This is a genomic window from Maribellus maritimus, from assembly GCF_022267315.1.
In the GTDB taxonomy this organism is placed as follows: domain Bacteria; phylum Bacteroidota; class Bacteroidia; order Bacteroidales; family Prolixibacteraceae; genus Draconibacterium; species Draconibacterium maritimum.
The window spans coordinates 76,526-96,997 of the sequence record NZ_JAIKLE010000017.1 but is presented as its reverse complement, the minus strand read 5'-3'; the positions used below and the strand labels follow the sequence as shown (position 1 = coordinate 96,997).

The following is a 20,472-nucleotide window of genomic DNA, read 5'->3' as shown; positions in this document are numbered from 1 at the left end:
CGCTTTGATTTAAAATATGTCCTCATAATTATCGCCCCAAACAAATGATGGCAAAAAAATGCCGCCTGATTTCAACAATCAAACGGCATTAATATTTTTACTGGAAATTCACTATTCGAAATGATAAAGAAAGGTTACAAAAGCGTCATATGCCGGTTTCTTTTTTCCTTCAATTTCAACCACGATTTTTACCTGAATTTTGGCAATACCACGCAAATTACGAATATCGTTTAAGGAAACAATTGCGCGGATTTTGTCGTTTACCAAAACCGGCTGCTGAAACCGCAGTTTCTCAATTCCATAATTTACAATCATTTTCACATTGCGCACATCAACAATAGAATACCACAAATAAGTTAACATCGAAAGTGTTAAATAGCCGTGTGCAATTGTACTTTTAAACGGCGATTCTTTGGCCGCTCTTTCCGGATCAGTATGAATCCATTGATAATCGAGTGTGGCATCAGCAAATTTATCGATTTGATCCTGTGTAATCTGGATATATTCTGATGTGCCGATTTCTTTTCCCAGATAAGATTCAAACTCTTCGTAGCTGTTAATGATTGTTTTTCCCATTTGACAAATTTTTGATGATGCAAATTAAAGTTTTTAATTGTACTGAACCCCAATTTTTGTTTGATAAACAGGAAATTTAAATAAGGTTTTATAAAGTCAAACTGAATTTTTAGACGCCTCGTTCTATTTTTTAGTCAAATTTCAAATAATCCACTCTTTTTTTTCACCTTTGCAAATACAGTCGAGCGATGAAAAATCTTCTACGTAGTACCACATTTCTGGCAATTTTTGCATGCTGGCTTTGGTCAACAGCTTTTGTTGGTGTAAAAATTGGATTGCAATATCAAACTCCGTTTCAATTTGCAGGTATCCGTTTTTTTATATCCGGTATTCTCATTTTTATTTATTTTGGAAAACCGCTCAAATTCTTCCGGGAGCTTAAAAAGCACTGGAAGTTTGTACTACTTTTGGCCATCGTACAGATTTTCACACAATATGCGCTCTTTTACAGCGGTTTAAACCTCGTACCCAGTTCTCTGGGAGCAATGATAATTGGTTCATCTCCGCTTTTTATTGCACTTGTGGCTCATTTTACTTTCCAGAATGATAAGATGACACCACTGAAAACGGCCAGCATTTTAATTGGTGTTACAGGAATTGCCATTATTACCCTTGGACGTTCAAAAGTAAAAATGAAAGGCGAACTGGAGCTTCTTGGAATCGGGTTATTGTTATTGAATAATCTGGTTTCCGGATATTCAAATGTAATGGTCTCAAAATATTCAAAAGGAGTTTCGCCGATTGTGTTAAGTGCAACATCTCTTTCGGTTGGTGGACTTATGCTTTTTCTGATTTCTATCCCGATAGAAGGGATTCAGCCCGGACCTTTCCCGCCAGCTTATTTTTACGCCCTAACCTGGCTTAGTTTCTTATCAGCGGCAGCCATTACAATTTGGAATATTCTTTTGCAACGCCCGGGTGTAAAAGTTTCGCTTTTAAATGTGTGGAAATTTCTCATCCCGGTATCAGGCGCCATTCTCAGCTGGATAATTATATCCAATGAAAAGCCTGATCTCTTTTCTATTATTGGAATGAGTTTTATTGCACTGTCATTACTAGCATTAAATTATGCCAATAGGAAAAGCTCAAAAGCCTTGGGTAAAAATTTGGCAAAAAAATGATCCCAAAAAATCCCGCGGCAAATTCCACGGGATTAAATAATATAATATTCTATGATTTACCAAATTACTGGTCGCTGTTCCTGCGTACGATATAATTTATCATCAGGTTTAATATTAAACGCTTCATAAAATTCCGGAACATTAAAAGTAGCTCCGTTTACACGAAACTCACCCCAGGGATGTACATCTTCCTGAACCAAACGCAACAAAGCTTTTTCCCTTATTAATCCCTTCCATACCTGTGCATAAGAGAGGAAAAAACGTTGAATATCGGAAAACCCTTCTATATCTTTTGGGGCGGCTTTTCCTTCCTTGCTTAGTTTATATGCTTCAAGCGACACTGTTAACCCTCCAAAATCCGCAATGTTTTCACCAAGCGATAAATGGCCGTTAACATGTACACTGTCGCCTACAGTAAAATCGCTGTACTGATCCACCAAAAGTTGTGTACGATTGTTAAACTGTTCCGCATCTTTTGGTGTCCACCAATCAATCATATTCCCGTTTTTATCAAAATTTCTTCCCTGATCATCAAAACCATGTGTCATTTCATGACCAATAGCCATTCCAATAGCACCATAATTTACGGCATCGTCGGCGTTGGCGTAAAAAAACGGCGGCTGTAATATTGCAGCTGGAAACGTAATATCATTCATCAATGGATTATATCCGGCATTTACTGTTTGCGGCGTCATTCCCCACTCCGATTTGTCTACCGGTTTGCCAAATTTGTCCAACTGGTCGTAATAAGCAAAATAATTGGCACGTCTTACGTTCATAACATAAGAATCTGTCTCTATTGTCAGTTTTGAGTAGTCTTTCCACTTGTCGGGATACCCAATTTTTACGCCCATCGCATCAAGTTTGGCCAGTGCTGCCTGTTTTGTTGAGTCGGTCATCCACGTAAGATTTTCCAACCTTAAACGAAGTGCTTTTTTCAAATTCCCAACCAACTCTTCCATTTTTGCTTTATATTCCGGCGGAAAATATTCTGCCACATACAATTCCCCAAGCGGCTCTCCTAATGCACCATTAGCAAATCCAACTACTCTTTCCCAGCGAGGTTTTATTTTTTCGCTCCCTGAAAGAAATTTGGAATAAAAGTTAAAATCCTGATTTACAAAATCGGAGCTTAAAAACTCTGAAGAACGATTTATCAGGTTCCATTTGAGATAAACTTTCCAGTCGTCAACAGGAACATCTTTCATCAACTCGCCCACTTCCTGAAAAAATAGGGGCATACCTACTATTACATCTCCAAAATCGGTATCGCTGATTTGGTTAAAATAACGAGTCCAGTTAAATCCGGGAGCCAATTCTGAAAGCTCTTCCAAACTCATTTTATTATACAGCGCCGGAATATTTCTCATTTCAACACGTGTTTTTGAACTTTCTGCCAAACGCGTCTCAATCCCCATAATTGTTTCCGCATTTTCCCGTGCTGTTTGAGATTCGAGACCGGCAAGTTCAAACATCTTCGCCACATGTTTTACATATTCTTCACGTATTTCTTTTGAACGAGCGTCCTGGTTGGTATAGTAATCGCGGTCGGGCAAACCGATTCCTGCCTGCATGAGGTAAAATTTAAATATTTTACTATTCATCAAATCCTGCATAACCCCACCTTCGAATAAAGGGTCCAGGCCATATGTATGAAAACGTGCAACGGCATCCTGAAAATCCTGACTTGTTTTGATATTATCAATTAAATCCAGCTCCGGCTGAAGCGGACTGATTCCCTGCAATTCAATTTCAACCGTATCCGTTGCTGTGACATAAAAATCGCGTATTTTTTGTGTTACGCTGCCTTTTTCAGTATCAGTCTTTTGAGCCACTTCCTCCAACAAAGCTTTTACATCGGCATCCCGTTTCTTTCGCACAATATCAAACGAACCATAACTGGAACGGTCTTCCGGAACTGAGTTGTTTTTAATCCAGCTTCCGTTCACATATCTGTAAAAATCATCTCCGGGGTTAATCGACAAATCCATGTAATCTGTCCGGATGGATGGTTCATTTTTTTTTGTGCAATTTGTAAAAGCCAAAGCAACAAAAGTAATTGCGAATAAATACATTGCCGCTACTGAAGTTCTTTTGTTTGATTTCATTTTAAATTTATTCTGAAATTAAAATTTATAACAACCTATTTGTTCCGGATTTTGAATTAAAATTACAACACAATTGTCTAATTTATTTTTGAACACCTAATAAACTGCACACACCTGTAGTGATTTATTCCACTGAAACAATATTAAAAAATGGAGAATGCAGAAAGTAACCAGGCTATTTCAATTTCACTGCTTTTAGCATTTGCGATTTAAATATTGATTTTTTATCAGGAATTAATCTAAAAAAGTAAAGTCCGGAAGGTAAACTCGCCAGCGAAACATGAATTTGTGCATTAAAACTTTCGACCTTAACGACTTTTATTCGTACTCCTAACTGGTTGTAAACTTCAAGTTTAAATGATTCCTGTGCCAGATTTTCATCTCCAAGCTCAACATAAATATCCGACAGAAAAGGATTTGGATAAATAAAAGCATCCGTATCTTTCAGTGATTTTTGATGATAAGGAGAGCCGTAAATTTTCTCCGAAACTCTCCAACTGGACCACAAGGCATTATCCAGTTCAGGATCTTTTAATTCGAGAGAATATCCGTCTCCATCAGCCTCTTCTGGCCAAGGAATAGTATCGGAATAGGCAACAGAATCAATCAATTGCTCAAACCCGTTTGTAAGATAAATGGTTTCTCCACTATTGCTCAAATTTTTCTGAAACTGACCAAAAGCACTAAATTTATATACTCTGGAAAATAAAACATTGTCGTTGGTAAGTACAAGCCCGGCATCGGGGTTGATATTCTCATTGGTGCCGAACAAATAATTAATTCCACCGGAAAATCTAAATCCTTTCAAATTCACGGGATCTTCTCCAAAATTCATAATCTCAATAAATTCAGGATAATCATCTTCCGGGTGATACATAATTTCATTGATTACTATATCTCCTCCGTAAACATCATCAAAGACAAACTTCTCTTCAGTGAGAGCACTCCATGTTTTATCTGACGCAGAATAAAACCGGGCTTTCAAAATCAAAGTCTTTCCAACAACAAATTTGTCAGCATACACAGCTCCGTTTACTTCTCCGCCAACTGCTCTCGGGTCGGTACCGTCCAAAGTAAAATATACTTCCCCCAAAGATTCATGTTGCGAATTTAAGGTTATCTCGATTTCTCCGTCTTCCAGGGTATTTGCCTCAATCTCCGGAGGCAGGTATTTCGGAAACAAATTATTGCTGCTTTTTCTTAATTGTCCTATAACAATATCTCGCCTTTTGGGAATGTAATCATCCAGAATTCTGTTTACTTCCTGAATCCAGAAATCTTTTTTTGTGTAGGTTGTTCCCGAAACGTCTTTACGATAATCTCCCCACCGGGCTGACTCCAAAATGATTGCATTTTCAATCTCACTTTTGCGAAACAAAAATCGTTTTCTGAAATTTTCAGGTGTTAAAGCTCCATCATTAAAAAGATGTTTGTACACAGCATCGGCAAACATCATCCTGTACTCCTCATTTTCTTTTAACAAGCTGTGAATTTCCGTGGGTCCGCCTTCATCGTTTTTTCCGGTGTTGTCGTAGGTAACATCGGCAAAACGCATAACAAGTTCTGAATCCCAAGGATAAAACCTAAATCCGTCTGCTGATGTTTGGTTTCTTGCAACATAAAAATTCTGATGCGCCCAGTCGTAATTTCCCAGATAAAAATTCAACAGCATGTAATCGATAAAAGCCGAAATATCGAGGTATTTCTCAAAATCCAACAACTGTCTGACTTCCGAAAAACCATTCCGCGCACTTGTGAGCATGGTCGTGTAGAAACTATTTGTCCCTGCTACAACTGTATTCGGATTGTGTTTTAATACATCAAATTTTTCTCTTTCTGCATCCAGATATTCTGCTAAAAAAGCATCATCGGGCCTTTCGTGTAAATTACAAATTCCCCAATACAACCCGTTTAGATACAAATGAAAATATCTTCCGTGAAAACTTAACCTGCCCATATCGTTTTGCAGGTCTGACGTTAACTGGTCGCGCAGGTAAAGCGCATGAAAACGTTGATCTTCGTCGGTTGGATGAATCCAGGTGGAATTTAACATCGCATCAACCACCAGTGTATTTATTGAATTTATTTCTGAATCAGGGAAAAGTTTATATTTCAATTTGGTTGGGCCATACATTTCTTTAAATAGCAGTCTCATTGATTGTTTAGGTGATTTCCAGTTTACAATACTTGTGCCTCCCTGGTTTTGCACACCGCAGGAAACAGCAAAACTTTCTTCAATTTCTTCCGGAAAAATAAACTCAGCAATTACTGCTTTTTCTATTGAAATATCAGAGTTTGGATAACCCACATACATTCCGGTATCCGGATTAAACCAACTATTCACATCCATGGTTAACGACAGTGACGGAAGATCTGAAAAAGCTGAATCAATTTCAAATGTGTACTCCGGATCATTTATAACTTCAGGATCCACTTCATAATCGGCAGGTATGGTTTTGGAACCACCCCATGTTTCAGGAAATCCAATATGATTTTTCGATTGTTCTTTAACGCTCGACACAAATAAATAGCTGTTTGTAACCATTTCAGATGTATTGGTATCTGAAAAAGCAATTGCCTTTATTATAGTGGTTGAATCAATTAGGATGGGGTCAGTATACACCGTACCATTATTTATAGTTGGAGTAGAACAGTCGGTGGTGAAAATTATTGTCGATGTCGGAGTAGTTGATAAAGAAAGGTAAAAAGCCTCCTTATAATAATTTCCGGATTGACTAAATGTAATACCTGATTTTTCTTCTGAAATTTCGAAAACAGCCAGCTCATCCAAAATGAAATCCGATTCACCTGCCCATAAAAGTATACCGGTAAACTGGCCGAAAAAAACGATACTAAAAGCACGAATAAATTTCAACCCAACCGCTACAGTTCTTAAATTCATAAGCAAAGGTTAATTAATCTTGTTAAATATAATGGAATTTTAAAAAGTTTTCTTATCGAATAACTTTCAAAATTATTTATTGTTAGTGTTCGAAAGGAAATTCAATTCAACACAACTAACTATACATTCAAACTACACGAATAAATCCAACCAGGGATTGCTTTTATTGGAGCCAGCCCGGAGTAAAACCCAGAGCTTTCTATAAAACAAGCAGTGAAATATTGGGAGAATATAAATTGTCTTTTGGTGGCTACGCTACTCGATATATAATTACTGGTGGTAGCGAAGAAAGAAAGCAGGTACAAAATCAGGGGGTGTATAATTATTTATATCCCGGAAAAGAAATAAAATTCATCTATTATATTATAAAAGACCAAAATTAAAGCCGGTTCTCTTACAAAGAAACCGGCTTTATGATGTTTTCGTTTAGTTCTAAAATATTATTCATCAAGCACCAGCAATTCAATTTTTCTAAAATCGGTTGGATGACTTTCAGCCTGTAGTGAGATTGTTCCTTTTGTTATCAATTTATTTCCGTCGGCGGGTAATAATTTTTCATAGGTTGCATCTCGCGGGTCGAGTTGTGGTTGTTCGTAATGCATCACTTCTTCACCATTTACAAAATGCCTTATGATTTCACCACCGTGAACTTCAACTTCTGCCGTAACCCATCCATCACCATAACATGTTTCTGATTTTGAGTTCGTACAATGTTGCTCAATCAATTCACCGTTCATAACAACATTGGTTCCCGGCGTGCAAAGATTTAAATTTGAACGCGGATCATAGCCATCTTTCCCGTTTATTCCGCCAAGCAACTGAACTTCAATTGATGTAGGAAATTGTTGATCCAATTCCATTGACTCTGCACTTTGGCCGTGTATCATCAATCCATTGTTGCGGAATGCCCATCCCGGACCGTTTTTGACTTGCTCGTCAACAAACCGGTATTCTACCCGCAGCTTATAATGCGAAAATTCATCTTTGTAAAAAATGTGTCCAAATGCACCGTTCCATTCATCCCAATTATCATAACGAACACGCAGTAAACCATCCTCTACACGAAAGGTGTTGTTGTAATTATCTCCCAACTCGTGTCCGGTAAATTTTATCTGCCAGTCGTTTAAATCTTCTCCGTTAAATAATTGAATCCAGTTCTCTTCAGTTGCTGTTTCCGCAGATTTTTGCTCCGCTTCCTGATTTTTGGGTTTTGAATTGCAAGCCGATAACACCAATACAAAGGCTACAATTAAAATTTTTGATGATAAAAAAAGTGTACGCATTTTTTTCTTTTTAAGAGTTTTTAATTGATTTAGATTTTGTAAAGGTAATAATAATATTATCCAACATAATCTTACTGAATCAGAAAACAGATGCATGACAAAAAGCGAAATAACATGAGACAGAAAATATTAAACCGGTAAAACCAAGGCTGTAACAAATTCATTATTTGACTTACAGCAATTTCTTATTCTTTGATATCTTCAGAGATACGCTGAATTACAAACTGAATATCATAAACAATGTCGCCAATGGCCATAGGTTTTATTGTAAAGTCTGTTTTTACCGGTACTGATTTCATTTTTAAACTTTCCAATTGTGCTCTATCCACTTCAGCATAATATTGTCCGGGTGGCAAACCCAAAAAAGTAAAGCCGCCGTCTCTCTCAGTCATTGTTGAGGCAACCATTTCTCCGTCAGCATTGTAAAAGTTTACAACAATCCGTCCCTGGCCTTTTTCCCCCCTGTCGTCATTCAAATAAACCCAACCATTCACTTCCCCCATAGGCAAAACAGGAATATATACTTTTTTGAACTGATTTGGATCGGTATAAATACGATAGCTTTTATGCTCCAGCTGCCACGAAATTTGTTCCAGGCCTTTATCATCGAGCGTTAATACATAACTTGTATATGGTTCTAATCCAACAACTCTGATTATAGAGTCCTGGAGATTTTTTAAAGTCCTCCCTCCTCTCAATCCAATGCTCAATCCTTGAGCAAATGGTTCATCCGAATCTTTAAAACCATCATGATCAATGTCTACAAATGGGACAACAGCAATTCCACATCGCCCAATTGCCGATCTGTTATCTTTATGAATATATCCATTGCCTCCACCAAAAGCAAAACTGCCACGGGCCCCCTGAGTCGACAAAAATTCATTATTGGAAACACGGGCAGAGAAATTAACCTGAGAAAAAGAAAAATCCCAACGAAATGAAAACTGCAAACTGCGATAAGAGGATCTAAAATTCTCTTCTCCGGAAACGGATAAGTATCCCGATCGGGCAATACGTTTCTCAACCTCTGCTTTTACAGAAGTTATATCTTTATTCGTGATGTCGACCTGGCTTTGTGGTCTGACTGTAAAGCCATGCCCCAGCCTGATTCCCAAACCAAGATTACTGTATATATAAGGGTCTCTTCCTCCCAACCAGTTGGCGTAAGCGCTTATGTTTGTATTTACATTGCCAAAGAAGGATGAAAAAGTTACATCGGCAGTGTTATACGTAAGCATTTCGTATACATTTTGTTTAAAAGACCAACGGGTGTAACCATTTAAAAATTTAAAATTCAAAGGCACAGACAAAGTTGCGCCACGTTCTTCCAGATAGTTGAGCCTTATTGCCTGCTGTTCTTTATCATAAAGAACATAGTTAAGTTCAAGCATTGGACCTGACGCCAACCTGTAGTTTACAAGCGCTTTTGTACGCACACCATCGGCATATTCGCCCGTTAACATAAAGTTGGGAAAAGGAGTGACTGAAGCCAAAAAAAAAGGAATTTTATCTCCATTTGCAATTGAGGAAAGATATTCTATTCCTCCACCGATTGTTAAAAATCGGCTCACTCCATACTTTACTTCTGCGCGGCCAAACCTGGAATAATCCCCGTCCATAACAATACCTGAACTCAACGTATATTCCATTTCTCCGGCAGGCAAAAAATTAAACGGTATATTAAGAAATTCTTCTTTTGTCCGCTCTTCTCCATAGGGGCCATAAAATTTTAGTCTTACCTGCGACGTTCCGTATACAAGCGGCACATTAAAACTATAAAATCCCGAGGCATCAGCTGTTTGATAATCAACAATCACATTGTTTACATACAACTCCACCGTCCAACCCGGTTCTGTATAGTCATTGATTGTATATTCTCCAAAAGAACGGCGGTAAGTTGTTGGGGCATTGGTAATACTCATTCCAATCAATGGGTCGTATATGGATGCAATTGCAGAAGAACTGATTTTTCCGATCCTGATTTGCCGGGCCATTTTTGCCTGATTGTTCACCCAACGCCAGTAATACTGCTGGTTTCGGTTATTAAAACCATCGCGGGATGAATAATTTAACAGCAGGCTTGTTTCTCCTCCAAACAATTCGGCTCCTGTTCCCAACCAGATTCTTGTATCGTTATATTGTGCGGTACTTTGTGTAGAACTGACAGCCCAGTCAACCATTCCGAACTTTAAAAAATGATAATCGCGGTTTATAGATGTATCTACCTTTTCTTCCCCTTTAAGAATATTTACATTTTCGCGAAACTGCTTGAGCCGCATTTCCCGTATGGCCGGAACTTCAAAGCCTGGTTTAACATTTACAGTAAGACTTCTGAAATTAAAATCGCAATACAAACCAAATAACTCTCCCCACAGTTGATGATCTAAATACAAACCAAATTCAGTTTTTATTAAATCAGTAACTTCTAAATTATACGTTTTCCCATTGGCAAAAACCTGTTTATTTATGTTGTCTATCATATATTTGTTGCTTTCATCTGCCATAAAACCAGATATCCTGTCCATATTTAACGAGGATTCCGCTTTTATCTGAAGCAGGTGGAAAACATCTAAGACTGGTAAAAATAACTTTTCCACATCATAACTGTACAAGGGATCCAGGTTCGTAGCTCCCACTCCTTCTACTCTCAAGGTAACAGGAATCTCCTCAAATTCAACATTCTGACTTATTGAAATATTACAAAAAAGCAACAAAGGAAGCAAAATTATCAAAAGCTTAACCACCATAAAACCGGTCAGACTTGAAAAAAAATCTGGCCTTATTATTTCTGACGGCTGAGTTTTTATTTGCACTCTTTTCAATCTGAAATGAGGTTTTATTCCTGAATAAATGTTACTGAAAAACTACCAACGTAATCTCCTGAGGGATTGGAAGCTTCACTGCCAACATGAAGCGTAGCACCAACTTTCACCGGATTAATAAAAGGATGAGCAGATGTAGTAACAAAATAATTTCCTTGCTTATCAGAGGTAAACCCGCTAATCATCATACTCTCACTGCTCCCAACTCTGGTAAGCATTGCCGAGGCAGGAAAAGAAATGTGAACTATTCTACCGGGAATAAGCCGGACATCGAATACAGCAGGAGTAGCAGGAGAAAGGGCAAGTTCCATAACCGACCCGTTAGTCATACAGTTGCCTTCCGGGCTGACAATAACTTCTCCGCCGGAAGCTCCTGTATAAAAGCTGCCAAAACTTAATTCCTGGGCCGCAAAAACCTGCAACTGATTCGGCGGAGGAAACGGAGATTGTCCAAATGAATTTTCTGAAAAAATTAAAAAAGCCACAACAAGGATAAAAGTTTTACAGAAGCGAATAAAAATTGCTCGTAAACAAAAGTTTTGATGACTTGCGGGATTTTCTCCGAATGGCATAAAGCGTCTTTTTTATTTTAGCCCCAATTCTTTTTCATCGTACACCTGAGGTTTTGCTTCGTTTGAACTGCTGTACCGAACAAGCAATTTCCCCTTATTTAATTCAATTCCTTCAGGAGTATTGAGTGTCATGGTAAAACGCCGCAACAGATTGGGTGTATAAACAGCAATTCCTTTTACAAGCCCAACATAGTACTTTTCGCCTTCAGGAGTAATGTATTCTGCTTTCAGGTCGCCATAAACCGACTGGGTTCCTTCCCGGTTAAGCACAACATTAAGCACATTCGCTCCCTGACTATTTTGCTGAACATTCAAATCGCTCAAAACTACGTCAGACGAAAGGTTACCAATCCTTGCTATAACCGGTATGGAAATTCCAAAAATAGGAGTCAATCGTATTCCAATTGCTGTACTATCGGTTAATATATCTTCTTCGCCCAATGGTTTTTCTTCCGGCACGGCCCTAAAATACAAATGAGAGCGATATTCACCATCAACCATATTGGGCATCCGTCTCAACTGCATTCTAACCACCTGTGACTCACCCGGAGCAAGCTCGACCGAGCGTGGAAAAAACCGGATATACGGATCTGCAAACATTTGTCCTTCCTCCGGCTCAGTTACTTCCTTGAAATTGCCATCCTCGGTCATTCTGTATTGTAAAAAAGAAATTGAATAATAAGCGGTGTCCTGTCCCGTATTCGCCAGTGTTATTTCCTCTCTTTGTTTACCCCCTTCAAAAACGACACGCCGCGGTGTTATCAGCAAATCTCCCTGTGCCCTGCTAATTTGTGGAAGAAGAAGAACAACAACCGAAAAGAACAACATGCTTTTATACAAAAAGGATAGTCTAAACTGAGCGGTATTAATCTGTTTTTTCTGTATCATAATTGGGAATTTTCTTTCAAAACTACATTTTTTTAATAAATATCAACAACAATACTGTGATACAAAAATAATCACCAGCACGTGTCGGCGGAAAATAAACTTACAGAACAGGAATGAGGTTTAAATAAACAAAACGATAAGATCTTAAATACTCCGGAATATTATGAAATGGCTAATTGTAGGCAAAGGTTACAATAAAAGAACCCGAATATATACCAACTGGATTCTCATCAACCGGACCGATGTTGAGCGTAGCTCCTATACTTACCAAACGTTCTCCGTCCGACAAGGTAGCTGCATCTCCCGATGGAGGGTCCGAAACCCAGCCTTCAACATCCATCGTTTTTCCGCTTTCAGAATGCACCAATGTAGTGGCTGTTCGGGGAAGCTGTATACTGAAAGTAGCGCCCGGCTCTCCTTCCACTAAAAATTTACCGGGACTGTATCCGCCGCCAGCCGCAATTACCGATCCCTGCGCCGAACGAATTCCTCCCGGAGAAATAACAATTGAACCACCGTTATTCCCCGTTGTAAAACGGCCAAAGTTTAAAGCCTGATCTTCGTTGGCGGCCAGCGCTTCAATTACTTCGGCAAACACCTCTGCTGTAATGCTGCTTTCTTGCGAACGTGCCACACCAGGTATGAGAAAGAAAGAAATAAAAGCGATAAAAAAATAACGGTACATGTTTGTGAATTTTAAAACCTTAACAACTGGGTAAAAAAAAGGGCAACCCTGGCCGCCCTTTTTTTGAAATCGTTTTGTATCTTAATTATAGTTAACAGTTACCTCCAATCCATTTGCATTTGTATATACACCTGCTGGTTGTTGTGCATTAACTTGAAGAACTCCACCAACTGTAACAGTTTTTGTACCACTTGAAAGTGAACTCGAACCACTTGGAGAACTTTCAAATGAGCCTAAAGTCATTTCATTTTCTCCACTTGTTAAAACTATTGAAGTAGTTGGTAGGCTTATAGAAAAAGTCCTTTCTCCATCTCCTGTTACTGTAAAGGATGCTGGGCTTACTATTCCCGTTGAGACGGGCAATGTAACTCCACCAGTAGCTTCCCTGTCTTGTTCTGGGTCAGTAGATAAAATAACAGTTCCTCCATTAGTTGACTGAACTGCGATGTTACCAAAATTTAAATCTCCTCCTCCCACAGCACTCGTATTCTTAGAAATACTAATCGGCGTAATAATTGTAGCAGAACTTTCTGCAGTCGCCGATTCTTGTGCTTTTACACTCTGCGTTGCAACTACGATAATAAAAAGGCTTGCGAATAAAAAAACTAACTTTTTCATGATTTTGTGTTTTTAAATTTTATTAATTTTCGTTTAACATTTTCGTGCCACCCCTTAAGCAATGCGCATGCCTTTTTATGCAAAACACTGATAAACAACAATATAACATCACCAATCAACACAAAAACACTCTCCCCAAGGGAATAGAGTGTTCAAAATGGGACGCAGACTCATTTTAAGATAACAGGGGAAAGAATAAAAAAATAAGTATAAATTAGATCGATTGGGAAAGCGGGACGAAAATTCCGGATTTTGGAAATCTACATCACTCAGTTTTTATTTTATTTTCATTGCTGAGCTTTTAAACAGACAGAAAAAGGAAACGGAAAGTAAAATCAGGATTTGTAACAGCAGAGATTTTATATAAATGACGAAAGACACACCCAAAAGGTTTAAAAAAGGATACATCAATTGTACATAAATGTTACCTCATATTGCCCGGTAAACATATTATTTTTTTCCCCGACAATGTCTTTTTGTGGTGTTCCGTTTAGCTTAAATACTCTTTTATCAGCATCTATGGTATTCCCGGCCGCCGACTGATTAGAATCGGGACAAAAGAAAGTATCAAAAGAATAAATTTCTCCATTTTTTCCTTCCAGCACTGTAGTTTGAACCGATACACCCATATCAGTATCAGCGCTTCCGGCAACAGCTATTTCTGCAAGAATCAAATCTGATGATGTTGTATTCTCATTATTATAAATAATGTGATCGTTGCTGGTACTGGCAGTAAGCATTGCCGGTTCTACTATTTCAGCAAATACATGTCCAGTGGCCCTTACCTGTGCGCCAACCTTTCCAAAACCTAACATAATAAATAAAAATACAATCGTCAATACAAAAGTATTTTTCAATCTGATTATTATATGCAAGCACCTAGGAAATTTACAAAATATCAAAGCGTCCATTTTTGTTTTGTTTAAATTCCTAATTTGTAAAACAAAGAACGTTTTCACCTTGTTTAAAAAAAAGATAAAAAAAACTTTTTTTATCTCTCAGGGTTTTAAAAATTTACAAGGCAATTCAAAACGTCGATATAAATTTAACCAAATGCAACAAATAAATAAAACAGAGTGTCTCTGAAAGAGAGGGTAATTTTAACTGATTTTAAGGGTAAAAAAAACTGACTTACTTGATTTATTTTTGTGTGGAAGTAACTTCCTCAAAGATATTACACTTCTATTACTTACACACACCAACTAATAAATAACAGGGACTTTTTCTATTTTTCTTCCGTCTTGCCCCACTATCTGAACAATAACTATCGAACTTGCCGAGGGGACAACAAACTCTGCGGTCTGTCCCCCGAAAAGTTTGCGGGTCACTAATTTCTGCCCTGTCAGAGTATAAATATCACAAGTGTATTCGCCTTCGACAAGACGTAAATCAGCTGTTATTTTTCTTTGTTCAGAATAAATAATAACCGGAAGTGTTTCGTAAGGATCTGCATAATCTCCTGATACAATTTGCAAAACAAAACGGTCGGTTTTTTCGTCTTTTTCAGCTTCAAAAGAATAGACTTCTCCTTCTTCTATATCATTCCATTGACCGGTAATTCTATCATACAATTTAAAGGTCTCAAAAGCTGTTGAATTAAATTGAAAGGTAAGTTCATAATTTCCGTTTTCTCCGGCATCAAAAGAGACGGGCAAAACCGGATAATCTTCTTTTTCTCCCAACAAGCGTATTGAGTAAGCCATTTGCTCTTCCTCCAGAAACAAACTCGGAGAGGCAGGCACAAAACTAAATCGTTTCGCCGTACCCGTTTCTTGTCCCGTATGTCCAAATTCAATAATAACTTCATCTTTACCAAATCCGTCGGTAGATTTCACATCAACCACAATTCTATTCTGAGTGCTATTAGCATTTTTAAGCCAATTTCCGGCTCCTTCATTTACCCTGACGGAATTACTCATGGAAAGCACTCCCGATTGACTGGCTTTCACAAAAAATCCCTGAGTTGGTGCTATATAACGCGAAACTCCAAGAGTACCATCATCTGATGCAGAAGCTGAATTGTAAGCACCATAATTATTGTTTGTTTCGCTCCAAATCCAGATATCATAACCTTGATTATTACCTTCCAATGTGTTTCTTCCCCAGCCGGAAGATTTCCAGTCGACAGAAGAAGGATACGGATTTCCAACGAGGTTAAATCCAAACTCTGTTCCCGTTCCTGCTGTTTTGGACAATTGAACAGAAACTTCTCCGTTACTCAGGGTTCCCTGAAAAGCTTTGGTTGGATGGGCATCCTTGTAAGAAATGAGATACCCCCTTCCTGATATAAAATTATTACTATTGTTATTGCTTGTCAGCCACGTTGGCGGCTGATTGGTATTCAGAAGATACACCCAGGAGGTATCCGGCTCATACCACGAATAAAAATCGTATCGTGTATTGTCGCCGTATGCATCACTCCCCCCGGTAGGTGTAAAATTTCCCGAAATTTCCTGGTCTGCCACAGGCGAAGAAATCATTTGCCATGTTTGAGGTTCGCCCGAAATATACCGTTGAAATGTTGCCAAAACGCCGTTGGTATTATGAATTAACGAACCGGTTCCTTCGGTATCAGAAGCAATAAGTAAACCTCCGGATCCCGCACTGTTTGAAACACTGTTATCCACAGTTAAATTCCCTGTTGAGCCGATCGTTAACGATGCTCCTGTCTTTATTTCAAGATCAAAAATACGGTTCCCCTGCGACGATATCAGGGGATCATTTGGTGTTATCGGGATAACAACATGTGAACTGGTTTGAGGCAGTTTGTTCTTTACCCAGTTCCCCGCTTTTTCCCATTCTGAATCAATTGTTCCTGCCCATCTCCAAAAATTTGCCGGCTCTGTTTCCAGAAATCTTTTTTTATGATTAGCACTTAAAGTATAATTATTCAAATTTTTAACATTATTCCCGATAAGATAATAATTAACATCCGACGCAATATTAAAACCAAGTACCAAGGAAACCTCATTGTTATTTGCCCCTCCAAGAACCGGATTTTTTGGATAGTCAATTGTATTCCCCGTCTCATTTTCTACCCGGTAATTAGATGCAGTTTGTGATGAAACAGGATCCAGGGGTTCGTTAAAAATGGCCGTGATTGTATTTTCTGAATTAATTACTAACGATACAATATACGGACGATTGGTAAAAATGTAATCTTCGCCGGTAACATAACCAACTGCATCGAGCGTTTTACCAGGCTCAATCGTAAAACTCCCAGTTTCACCAACTTCCAAATCATTTAAAACCATCACATTGTGGGTAGACTGCACATCAGCTCCGCTTTCTACAACAAGATTATAAAACGTATTGTCATCCCTCCAGCTGTGTGTACTAAACACCTGATTGTCTCCATTAAAAATAAAAGTACTTGTTCCTGCATTAAAAAAACCTTCATTTTCAAAGCTGCTTCCGCTAAAATAAATTGTACTTCCTCCTGCATTTATTGTTCCACTGCTGTTTTCAGTTCTTAAACTGCCTCCAAAATAAATATCACCACTTACAGCATTTATATAGCCTGCTGATTTCAAAGTAGTATTCCCGTTTACCTGAAGTGTGCCTCTACATGTAATATTTATATTAGCTGTACCATAAGCAGTAAGATCTCCTTTAAACAAAAGCATACCATTATGAGTTTCTATCACGGCTGTTCCATTCGGGCTAATCGAATTGTAAAAAGTAACATACGCATTTCCTCCGTAAAAATAACCGGAGTTCTGAATGTAGCACGGTGTATAAAAATCAACAGTTCCACCAGAGAATTCGGGATCATCAGAAGTACAATCCAAGGTCTGCACATCAGAAGCGGAAGGAGACATGTAAAAACGCCCTTCACTTCTTATTTCAGCCTTGTGGGTGCTATTCGAGGAATCCCCGTCAAAAACAAAATTTCCGACTCCTCCATTTAGCGTTCCTTTAATCAATGTTGAGCCATACACATTTACACTTCCCCGCAACACATCAAAAGTCTTCCCCGAGGCCAACTCAAACCCATCCCCCAGATTAATATTCCCGTCCTCAAGTATCAATTCACCATTTATGGTTAATTTACAATCCGGCGAGTTTAGTGTTCCAGAATTAATGATCCTGATAGAAGTATTGAGAAACGCCATGGTAATATCGTGTCCGTTATTCCCTTTTCCATTAAATTGAAGATTCCCGCTGTCAAGTAATATTTCTCCGTAGTCCTGAATATCAAGATTATTTTCAATGGTAAGTGTTGCACCATTCACCACGGCTATAGCTCCGCCATACCAATCACTAACAGTAAGGGTTGAAACTGTTACATCGCTTTTTATTTCCGGATAAATACCAGATGCAATAAGACCTATAATCACTTTAGCGTTGCCATCCGGCACACTTCCCTGATCCCAGTTGGCAGCTTCGTGCCAGTCGTTGCTAACATCTCCCGTCCAATTCCAGTTTTGCGCAGCAACACTTTCGAATGCTAACAGAAAAACAACCGTCAAAATTAGCGAAAAAACCGGCGATAAAACTACAGACCGAATACCGTATACTTTTTCGAAAAATCCTGATCTCCAAGATGATTTCTCAAACAAAATTGATATTTTACGAAATAAGGACATGCCTATTTTTTTAATAAAGAAGATTAACAACATCCATAAAACTTCATTACAAAAATAACAGAAGATGCAGAACATCTTTAAGAAAACGCAGTTAATAAACCTGATAATCAAAGTTTTTCTAAAATCTGGACAATTTGCCCCATTTTGTTTTTCGAATCGATCAGCTATTAATTCTTTTTAAAAAGAAAACAATTAACAAAGCAATCGAAGCAACTTGAAAAGCCCCCTATCTCACTTGTAAAGGCGTAACAAAAACAAATTAAAAAGATTGTGATATATTTTTTACTACTTGGTTAAACTTTTCAGTTAAAACATTTGGTTAATCAATATATTCATTCTAATTTTGACCAAGTAGTTAAACAATTTAGTTAAACTTTTTAATAAAATGAATGAAATAAAAAAAGACAACGCTGAAGAAAAGATTCTGAACGCCGCACAAAATGTATTTATCAAAAAAGGAATGGATGGCGCCCGGATGCAGGAAATTGCAGACGAAGCAGGCATTAACAAGGCTTTGCTTCATTACTATTTCAGAACAAAAGAAAAATTGTTTGATGCTATTTTCAAAAAAGTTTTTAGCAAAATATTACCCAACCTCATGGATATGGTGTACTCTGATTTACCGATTGAGAAAAAGCTGGGAATTTTTGTTGAGAGCTACATTGATTTATTAATGAAGAATCCATTTCTTCCAACTTTTATTTTGAAAGAAATGAATCGAAATCCTGATTTTTTGGCAAAAATCATAAAAGGAACCGGAATTCAACCTGACAAGATTTTTGCTATGTTCAAAAAAGAAATGGAAGCCGGAAGAATTAGAAAAATGGATCCGCGGGACCTCCTGGTCAATATCCTTGGGTTAAGTATTTTTCCTATTGCAGCCGGACCGCTAATGACCATAATGTTTTTTGAAAACGACAAAGAAGCCTACAAGACATTTATTGAGCGAAGAAAAAAAACAATTACAGAATTCATTTTACATTCAATTTTAATAAAATGAAAAAGCTATTAATTTTATTACTGCTACCCACGCAGTTGGCATTTGCACAACAGGAGATTCTGTTGGACAATTGTTATAACTGGGCGCGTGAAAACTACCCTAATTTAAAACAAGCGGAAGTTTGGCAGGAAATTACGTCTTTAAAAAAAGAAAACATAAAAACCAATTATCTGCCGCAGCTTGCGCTAAACGGACAGGCAACCTACCAGTCGGATGTTACCAGCGTAAATATTTCCATGCCGGGAATTGATATCCCTTCCGTTTCGAAAGACCAGTATAAAACCTATGCAGAGTTTAAACAAAACATCTGGGATGGTGGAATTTCGACATCGAACACAAAACTGGAGGAAGCAATTCTACAAAGTAATCTTAGCCAGCTTGAAGTAGAATTGTACAAGTTGACTGAACAGATTTCACAGGCATTTTTTACAGCGCTGGCAATGGACAAACAAAAGGAAGTGCTGGCTGCCCAAAAAAAAGTATTGCAGGAAAAACTCAAAATGGTTCAATCAGGAGTGGAAAACCAAATGATAGAAAAATCCAACGCACTTTCTCTCGAAGTTGAAATCTTAAACATCGAACAAAGTGCTCTGCAATTGGACGCCGGCAAAAAAACAGCGATTCAGATACTGACCATTTTAACCGGACAAACAATCAATAAAAATTCAGTACTGAAATATAACGCTTCGGAACTAAATAAGCACGATGAATTATCACGACCGGAACTGGATTTGTTTGCTTCCCAAAAAAATCAATTCGAAAGGCAAAGCGATTTATTGACAAAAAGTCGCAACCCAAAAGTTTTTGGATTTGGACAGGCTGGTTACGGTAAACCTGCTTTAAATATGTTGAATGACAAATTTGACACCTATTATCTTGTCGGAGTTGGATTATCGTGGAATGCGTTCGATTGGAAAAAAACCAACCGCCAGAAGGAAATACTTCAGCTGCAATCGAAAATGATTTCACAACAGGAAGAAACATTCAATCAAAATATAAAACTGCTTCTCGCCCAGCAGAATGAACAAATCAGCAAACTTGAAAAATTAATTGAAACAGATACAAAAATAGTAACGCTGCGCACCGAAATTGCCCAATCATCCGCCTCAAGGTTGGAAAACGAAACAATAACAACTTCAGATTATATACAGGATGTACAAGCAGAAACCATTGCAAAATTGAACGTTGAACTTCACCGCATTCAACTCAACGAAGCAAAAGAAAAGTATAATTTAATTAAAGGAAAAATATTCAATGAATAGTCGCTGTTCAGAGCTAGAGTATTCAGAAATATGTAAAGGATTTAAA

14 protein-coding genes are annotated in these 20,472 nt (G+C 37.9%); 3 read left to right on the top strand and 11 right to left on the bottom strand.

Annotated elements, in window-relative coordinates; translation table 11 throughout:
- Positions 1–111: 111 nt before the first annotated feature.
- Positions 112–576 (bottom strand): MaoC family dehydratase, encoded by a 465-nt coding sequence (locus tag K5G00_RS15900; protein ID WP_238767171.1) that lies wholly within the window; start codon positions 574–576, stop codon positions 112–114.
- 188 nt (positions 577–764) lie between these two features.
- On the opposite strand from K5G00_RS15900, the gene K5G00_RS15895 reads away from it, so the two are divergent.
- The gene (locus K5G00_RS15895; protein ID WP_238767170.1) at positions 765–1,697 is read left to right on the top strand and encodes a DMT family transporter; all 933 of its coding nucleotides are present in this window, start codon (positions 765–767) and stop codon (positions 1,695–1,697) included.
- A 56-nt stretch (positions 1,698–1,753) separates the two neighbouring features.
- Here the strand turns inward: K5G00_RS15895 and K5G00_RS15890 are convergent, their stop codons facing one another.
- The 10 genes from K5G00_RS15890 to K5G00_RS15845 form a co-directional block, all read right to left on the bottom strand.
- Positions 1,754–3,805: a M13 family metallopeptidase gene (locus K5G00_RS15890; protein ID WP_238767169.1), complete on the bottom strand. Its 2,052-nt coding sequence runs from the start codon at positions 3,803–3,805 to the stop codon at positions 1,754–1,756.
- 175 nt (positions 3,806–3,980) lie between these two features.
- Positions 3,981–6,707, bottom strand: coding sequence for a CotH kinase family protein (locus K5G00_RS15885; protein WP_238767168.1), 2,727 nt, complete (start codon positions 6,705–6,707; stop codon positions 3,981–3,983).
- Positions 6,708–7,147: 440 nt separating this feature from the next.
- Positions 7,148–7,990 carry a 3-keto-disaccharide hydrolase gene (locus K5G00_RS15880; RefSeq protein WP_238767167.1) on the bottom strand — a complete coding sequence of 281 codons (843 nt, stop codon included), beginning with the start codon at positions 7,988–7,990 and terminating at the stop codon, positions 7,148–7,150.
- A gap of 185 nt (positions 7,991–8,175) precedes the next feature.
- Positions 8,176–10,737, bottom strand: coding sequence for a hypothetical protein (locus tag K5G00_RS15875; RefSeq protein ID WP_238767166.1), 2,562 nt, complete (start codon positions 10,735–10,737; stop codon positions 8,176–8,178).
- Between the two features lie 89 nt (positions 10,738–10,826).
- Positions 10,827–11,297 (bottom strand): DUF4402 domain-containing protein, encoded by a 471-nt coding sequence (locus tag K5G00_RS15870; protein ID WP_238767165.1) that lies wholly within the window; start codon positions 11,295–11,297, stop codon positions 10,827–10,829.
- 99 nt (positions 11,298–11,396) lie between these two features.
- Positions 11,397–12,272: a fimbrial biogenesis chaperone gene (locus K5G00_RS15865; protein ID WP_238767164.1), complete on the bottom strand. Its 876-nt coding sequence runs from the start codon at positions 12,270–12,272 to the stop codon at positions 11,397–11,399.
- A 172-nt stretch (positions 12,273–12,444) separates the two neighbouring features.
- Positions 12,445–12,957 carry a DUF4402 domain-containing protein gene (locus K5G00_RS15860; RefSeq protein ID WP_238767163.1) on the bottom strand — a complete coding sequence of 171 codons (513 nt, stop codon included), beginning with the start codon at positions 12,955–12,957 and terminating at the stop codon, positions 12,445–12,447.
- Between the two features lie 81 nt (positions 12,958–13,038).
- Positions 13,039–13,575, bottom strand: coding sequence for a DUF4402 domain-containing protein (locus tag K5G00_RS15855; protein ID WP_238767162.1), 537 nt, complete (start codon positions 13,573–13,575; stop codon positions 13,039–13,041).
- Positions 13,576–13,982: 407 nt separating this feature from the next.
- Positions 13,983–14,432, bottom strand: coding sequence for a hypothetical protein (locus K5G00_RS15850; RefSeq protein ID WP_238767161.1), 450 nt, complete (start codon positions 14,430–14,432; stop codon positions 13,983–13,985).
- 345 nt (positions 14,433–14,777) lie between these two features.
- Entirely contained in the window at positions 14,778–18,164 is a 3,387-nt protein-coding gene (locus tag K5G00_RS15845) for an autotransporter outer membrane beta-barrel domain-containing protein (RefSeq protein WP_238767160.1), read from the bottom strand.
- Between the two features lie 385 nt (positions 18,165–18,549).
- On the opposite strand from K5G00_RS15845, the gene K5G00_RS15840 reads away from it, so the two are divergent.
- Positions 18,550–19,164, top strand: a complete 615-nt coding sequence (locus K5G00_RS15840; RefSeq protein WP_238767159.1) for a TetR/AcrR family transcriptional regulator — start codon at positions 18,550–18,552, stop codon at positions 19,162–19,164.
- The gene (locus tag K5G00_RS15835) at positions 19,161–20,426 is read left to right on the top strand and encodes a TolC family protein (protein ID WP_238767158.1); all 1,266 of its coding nucleotides are present in this window, start codon (positions 19,161–19,163) and stop codon (positions 20,424–20,426) included. The genes K5G00_RS15840 and K5G00_RS15835 overlap by 4 nt, the downstream gene beginning before the upstream one ends.
- The last annotated feature ends 46 nt before the right edge of the window (positions 20,427–20,472 follow it).

Bases quoted from the DNA above. Each gene is read 5' to 3' on its own strand.
- K5G00_RS15900 (WP_238767171.1), bottom strand. From the start codon at position 576: ATGGGAAAAACAATCATTAACAGCTACGAAGAGTTTGAATCTTATCTG.
- K5G00_RS15895 (WP_238767170.1), top strand. From the start codon at position 765: ATGAAAAATCTTCTACGTAGTACCACATTTCTGGCAATTTTTGCATGC.
- K5G00_RS15890 (WP_238767169.1), bottom strand. From the start codon at position 3,805: ATGAAATCAAACAAAAGAACTTCAGTAGCGGCAATGTATTTATTCGCA.
- K5G00_RS15885 (WP_238767168.1), bottom strand. From the start codon at position 6,707: ATGAATTTAAGAACTGTAGCGGTTGGGTTGAAATTTATTCGTGCTTTT.
- K5G00_RS15880 (WP_238767167.1), bottom strand. From the start codon at position 7,990: ATGCGTACACTTTTTTTATCATCAAAAATTTTAATTGTAGCCTTTGTA.
- K5G00_RS15875 (WP_238767166.1), bottom strand. From the start codon at position 10,737: ATGGTGGTTAAGCTTTTGATAATTTTGCTTCCTTTGTTGCTTTTTTGT.
- K5G00_RS15865 (WP_238767164.1), bottom strand. From the start codon at position 12,272: ATGATACAGAAAAAACAGATTAATACCGCTCAGTTTAGACTATCCTTT.
- K5G00_RS15860 (WP_238767163.1), bottom strand. From the start codon at position 12,957: ATGTACCGTTATTTTTTTATCGCTTTTATTTCTTTCTTTCTCATACCT.
- K5G00_RS15855 (WP_238767162.1), bottom strand. From the start codon at position 13,575: ATGAAAAAGTTAGTTTTTTTATTCGCAAGCCTTTTTATTATCGTAGTT.
- K5G00_RS15845 (WP_238767160.1), bottom strand. From the start codon at position 18,164: ATGTCCTTATTTCGTAAAATATCAATTTTGTTTGAGAAATCATCTTGG.
- K5G00_RS15840 (WP_238767159.1), top strand. From the start codon at position 18,550: ATGAATGAAATAAAAAAAGACAACGCTGAAGAAAAGATTCTGAACGCC.
- K5G00_RS15835 (WP_238767158.1), top strand. From the start codon at position 19,161: ATGAAAAAGCTATTAATTTTATTACTGCTACCCACGCAGTTGGCATTT.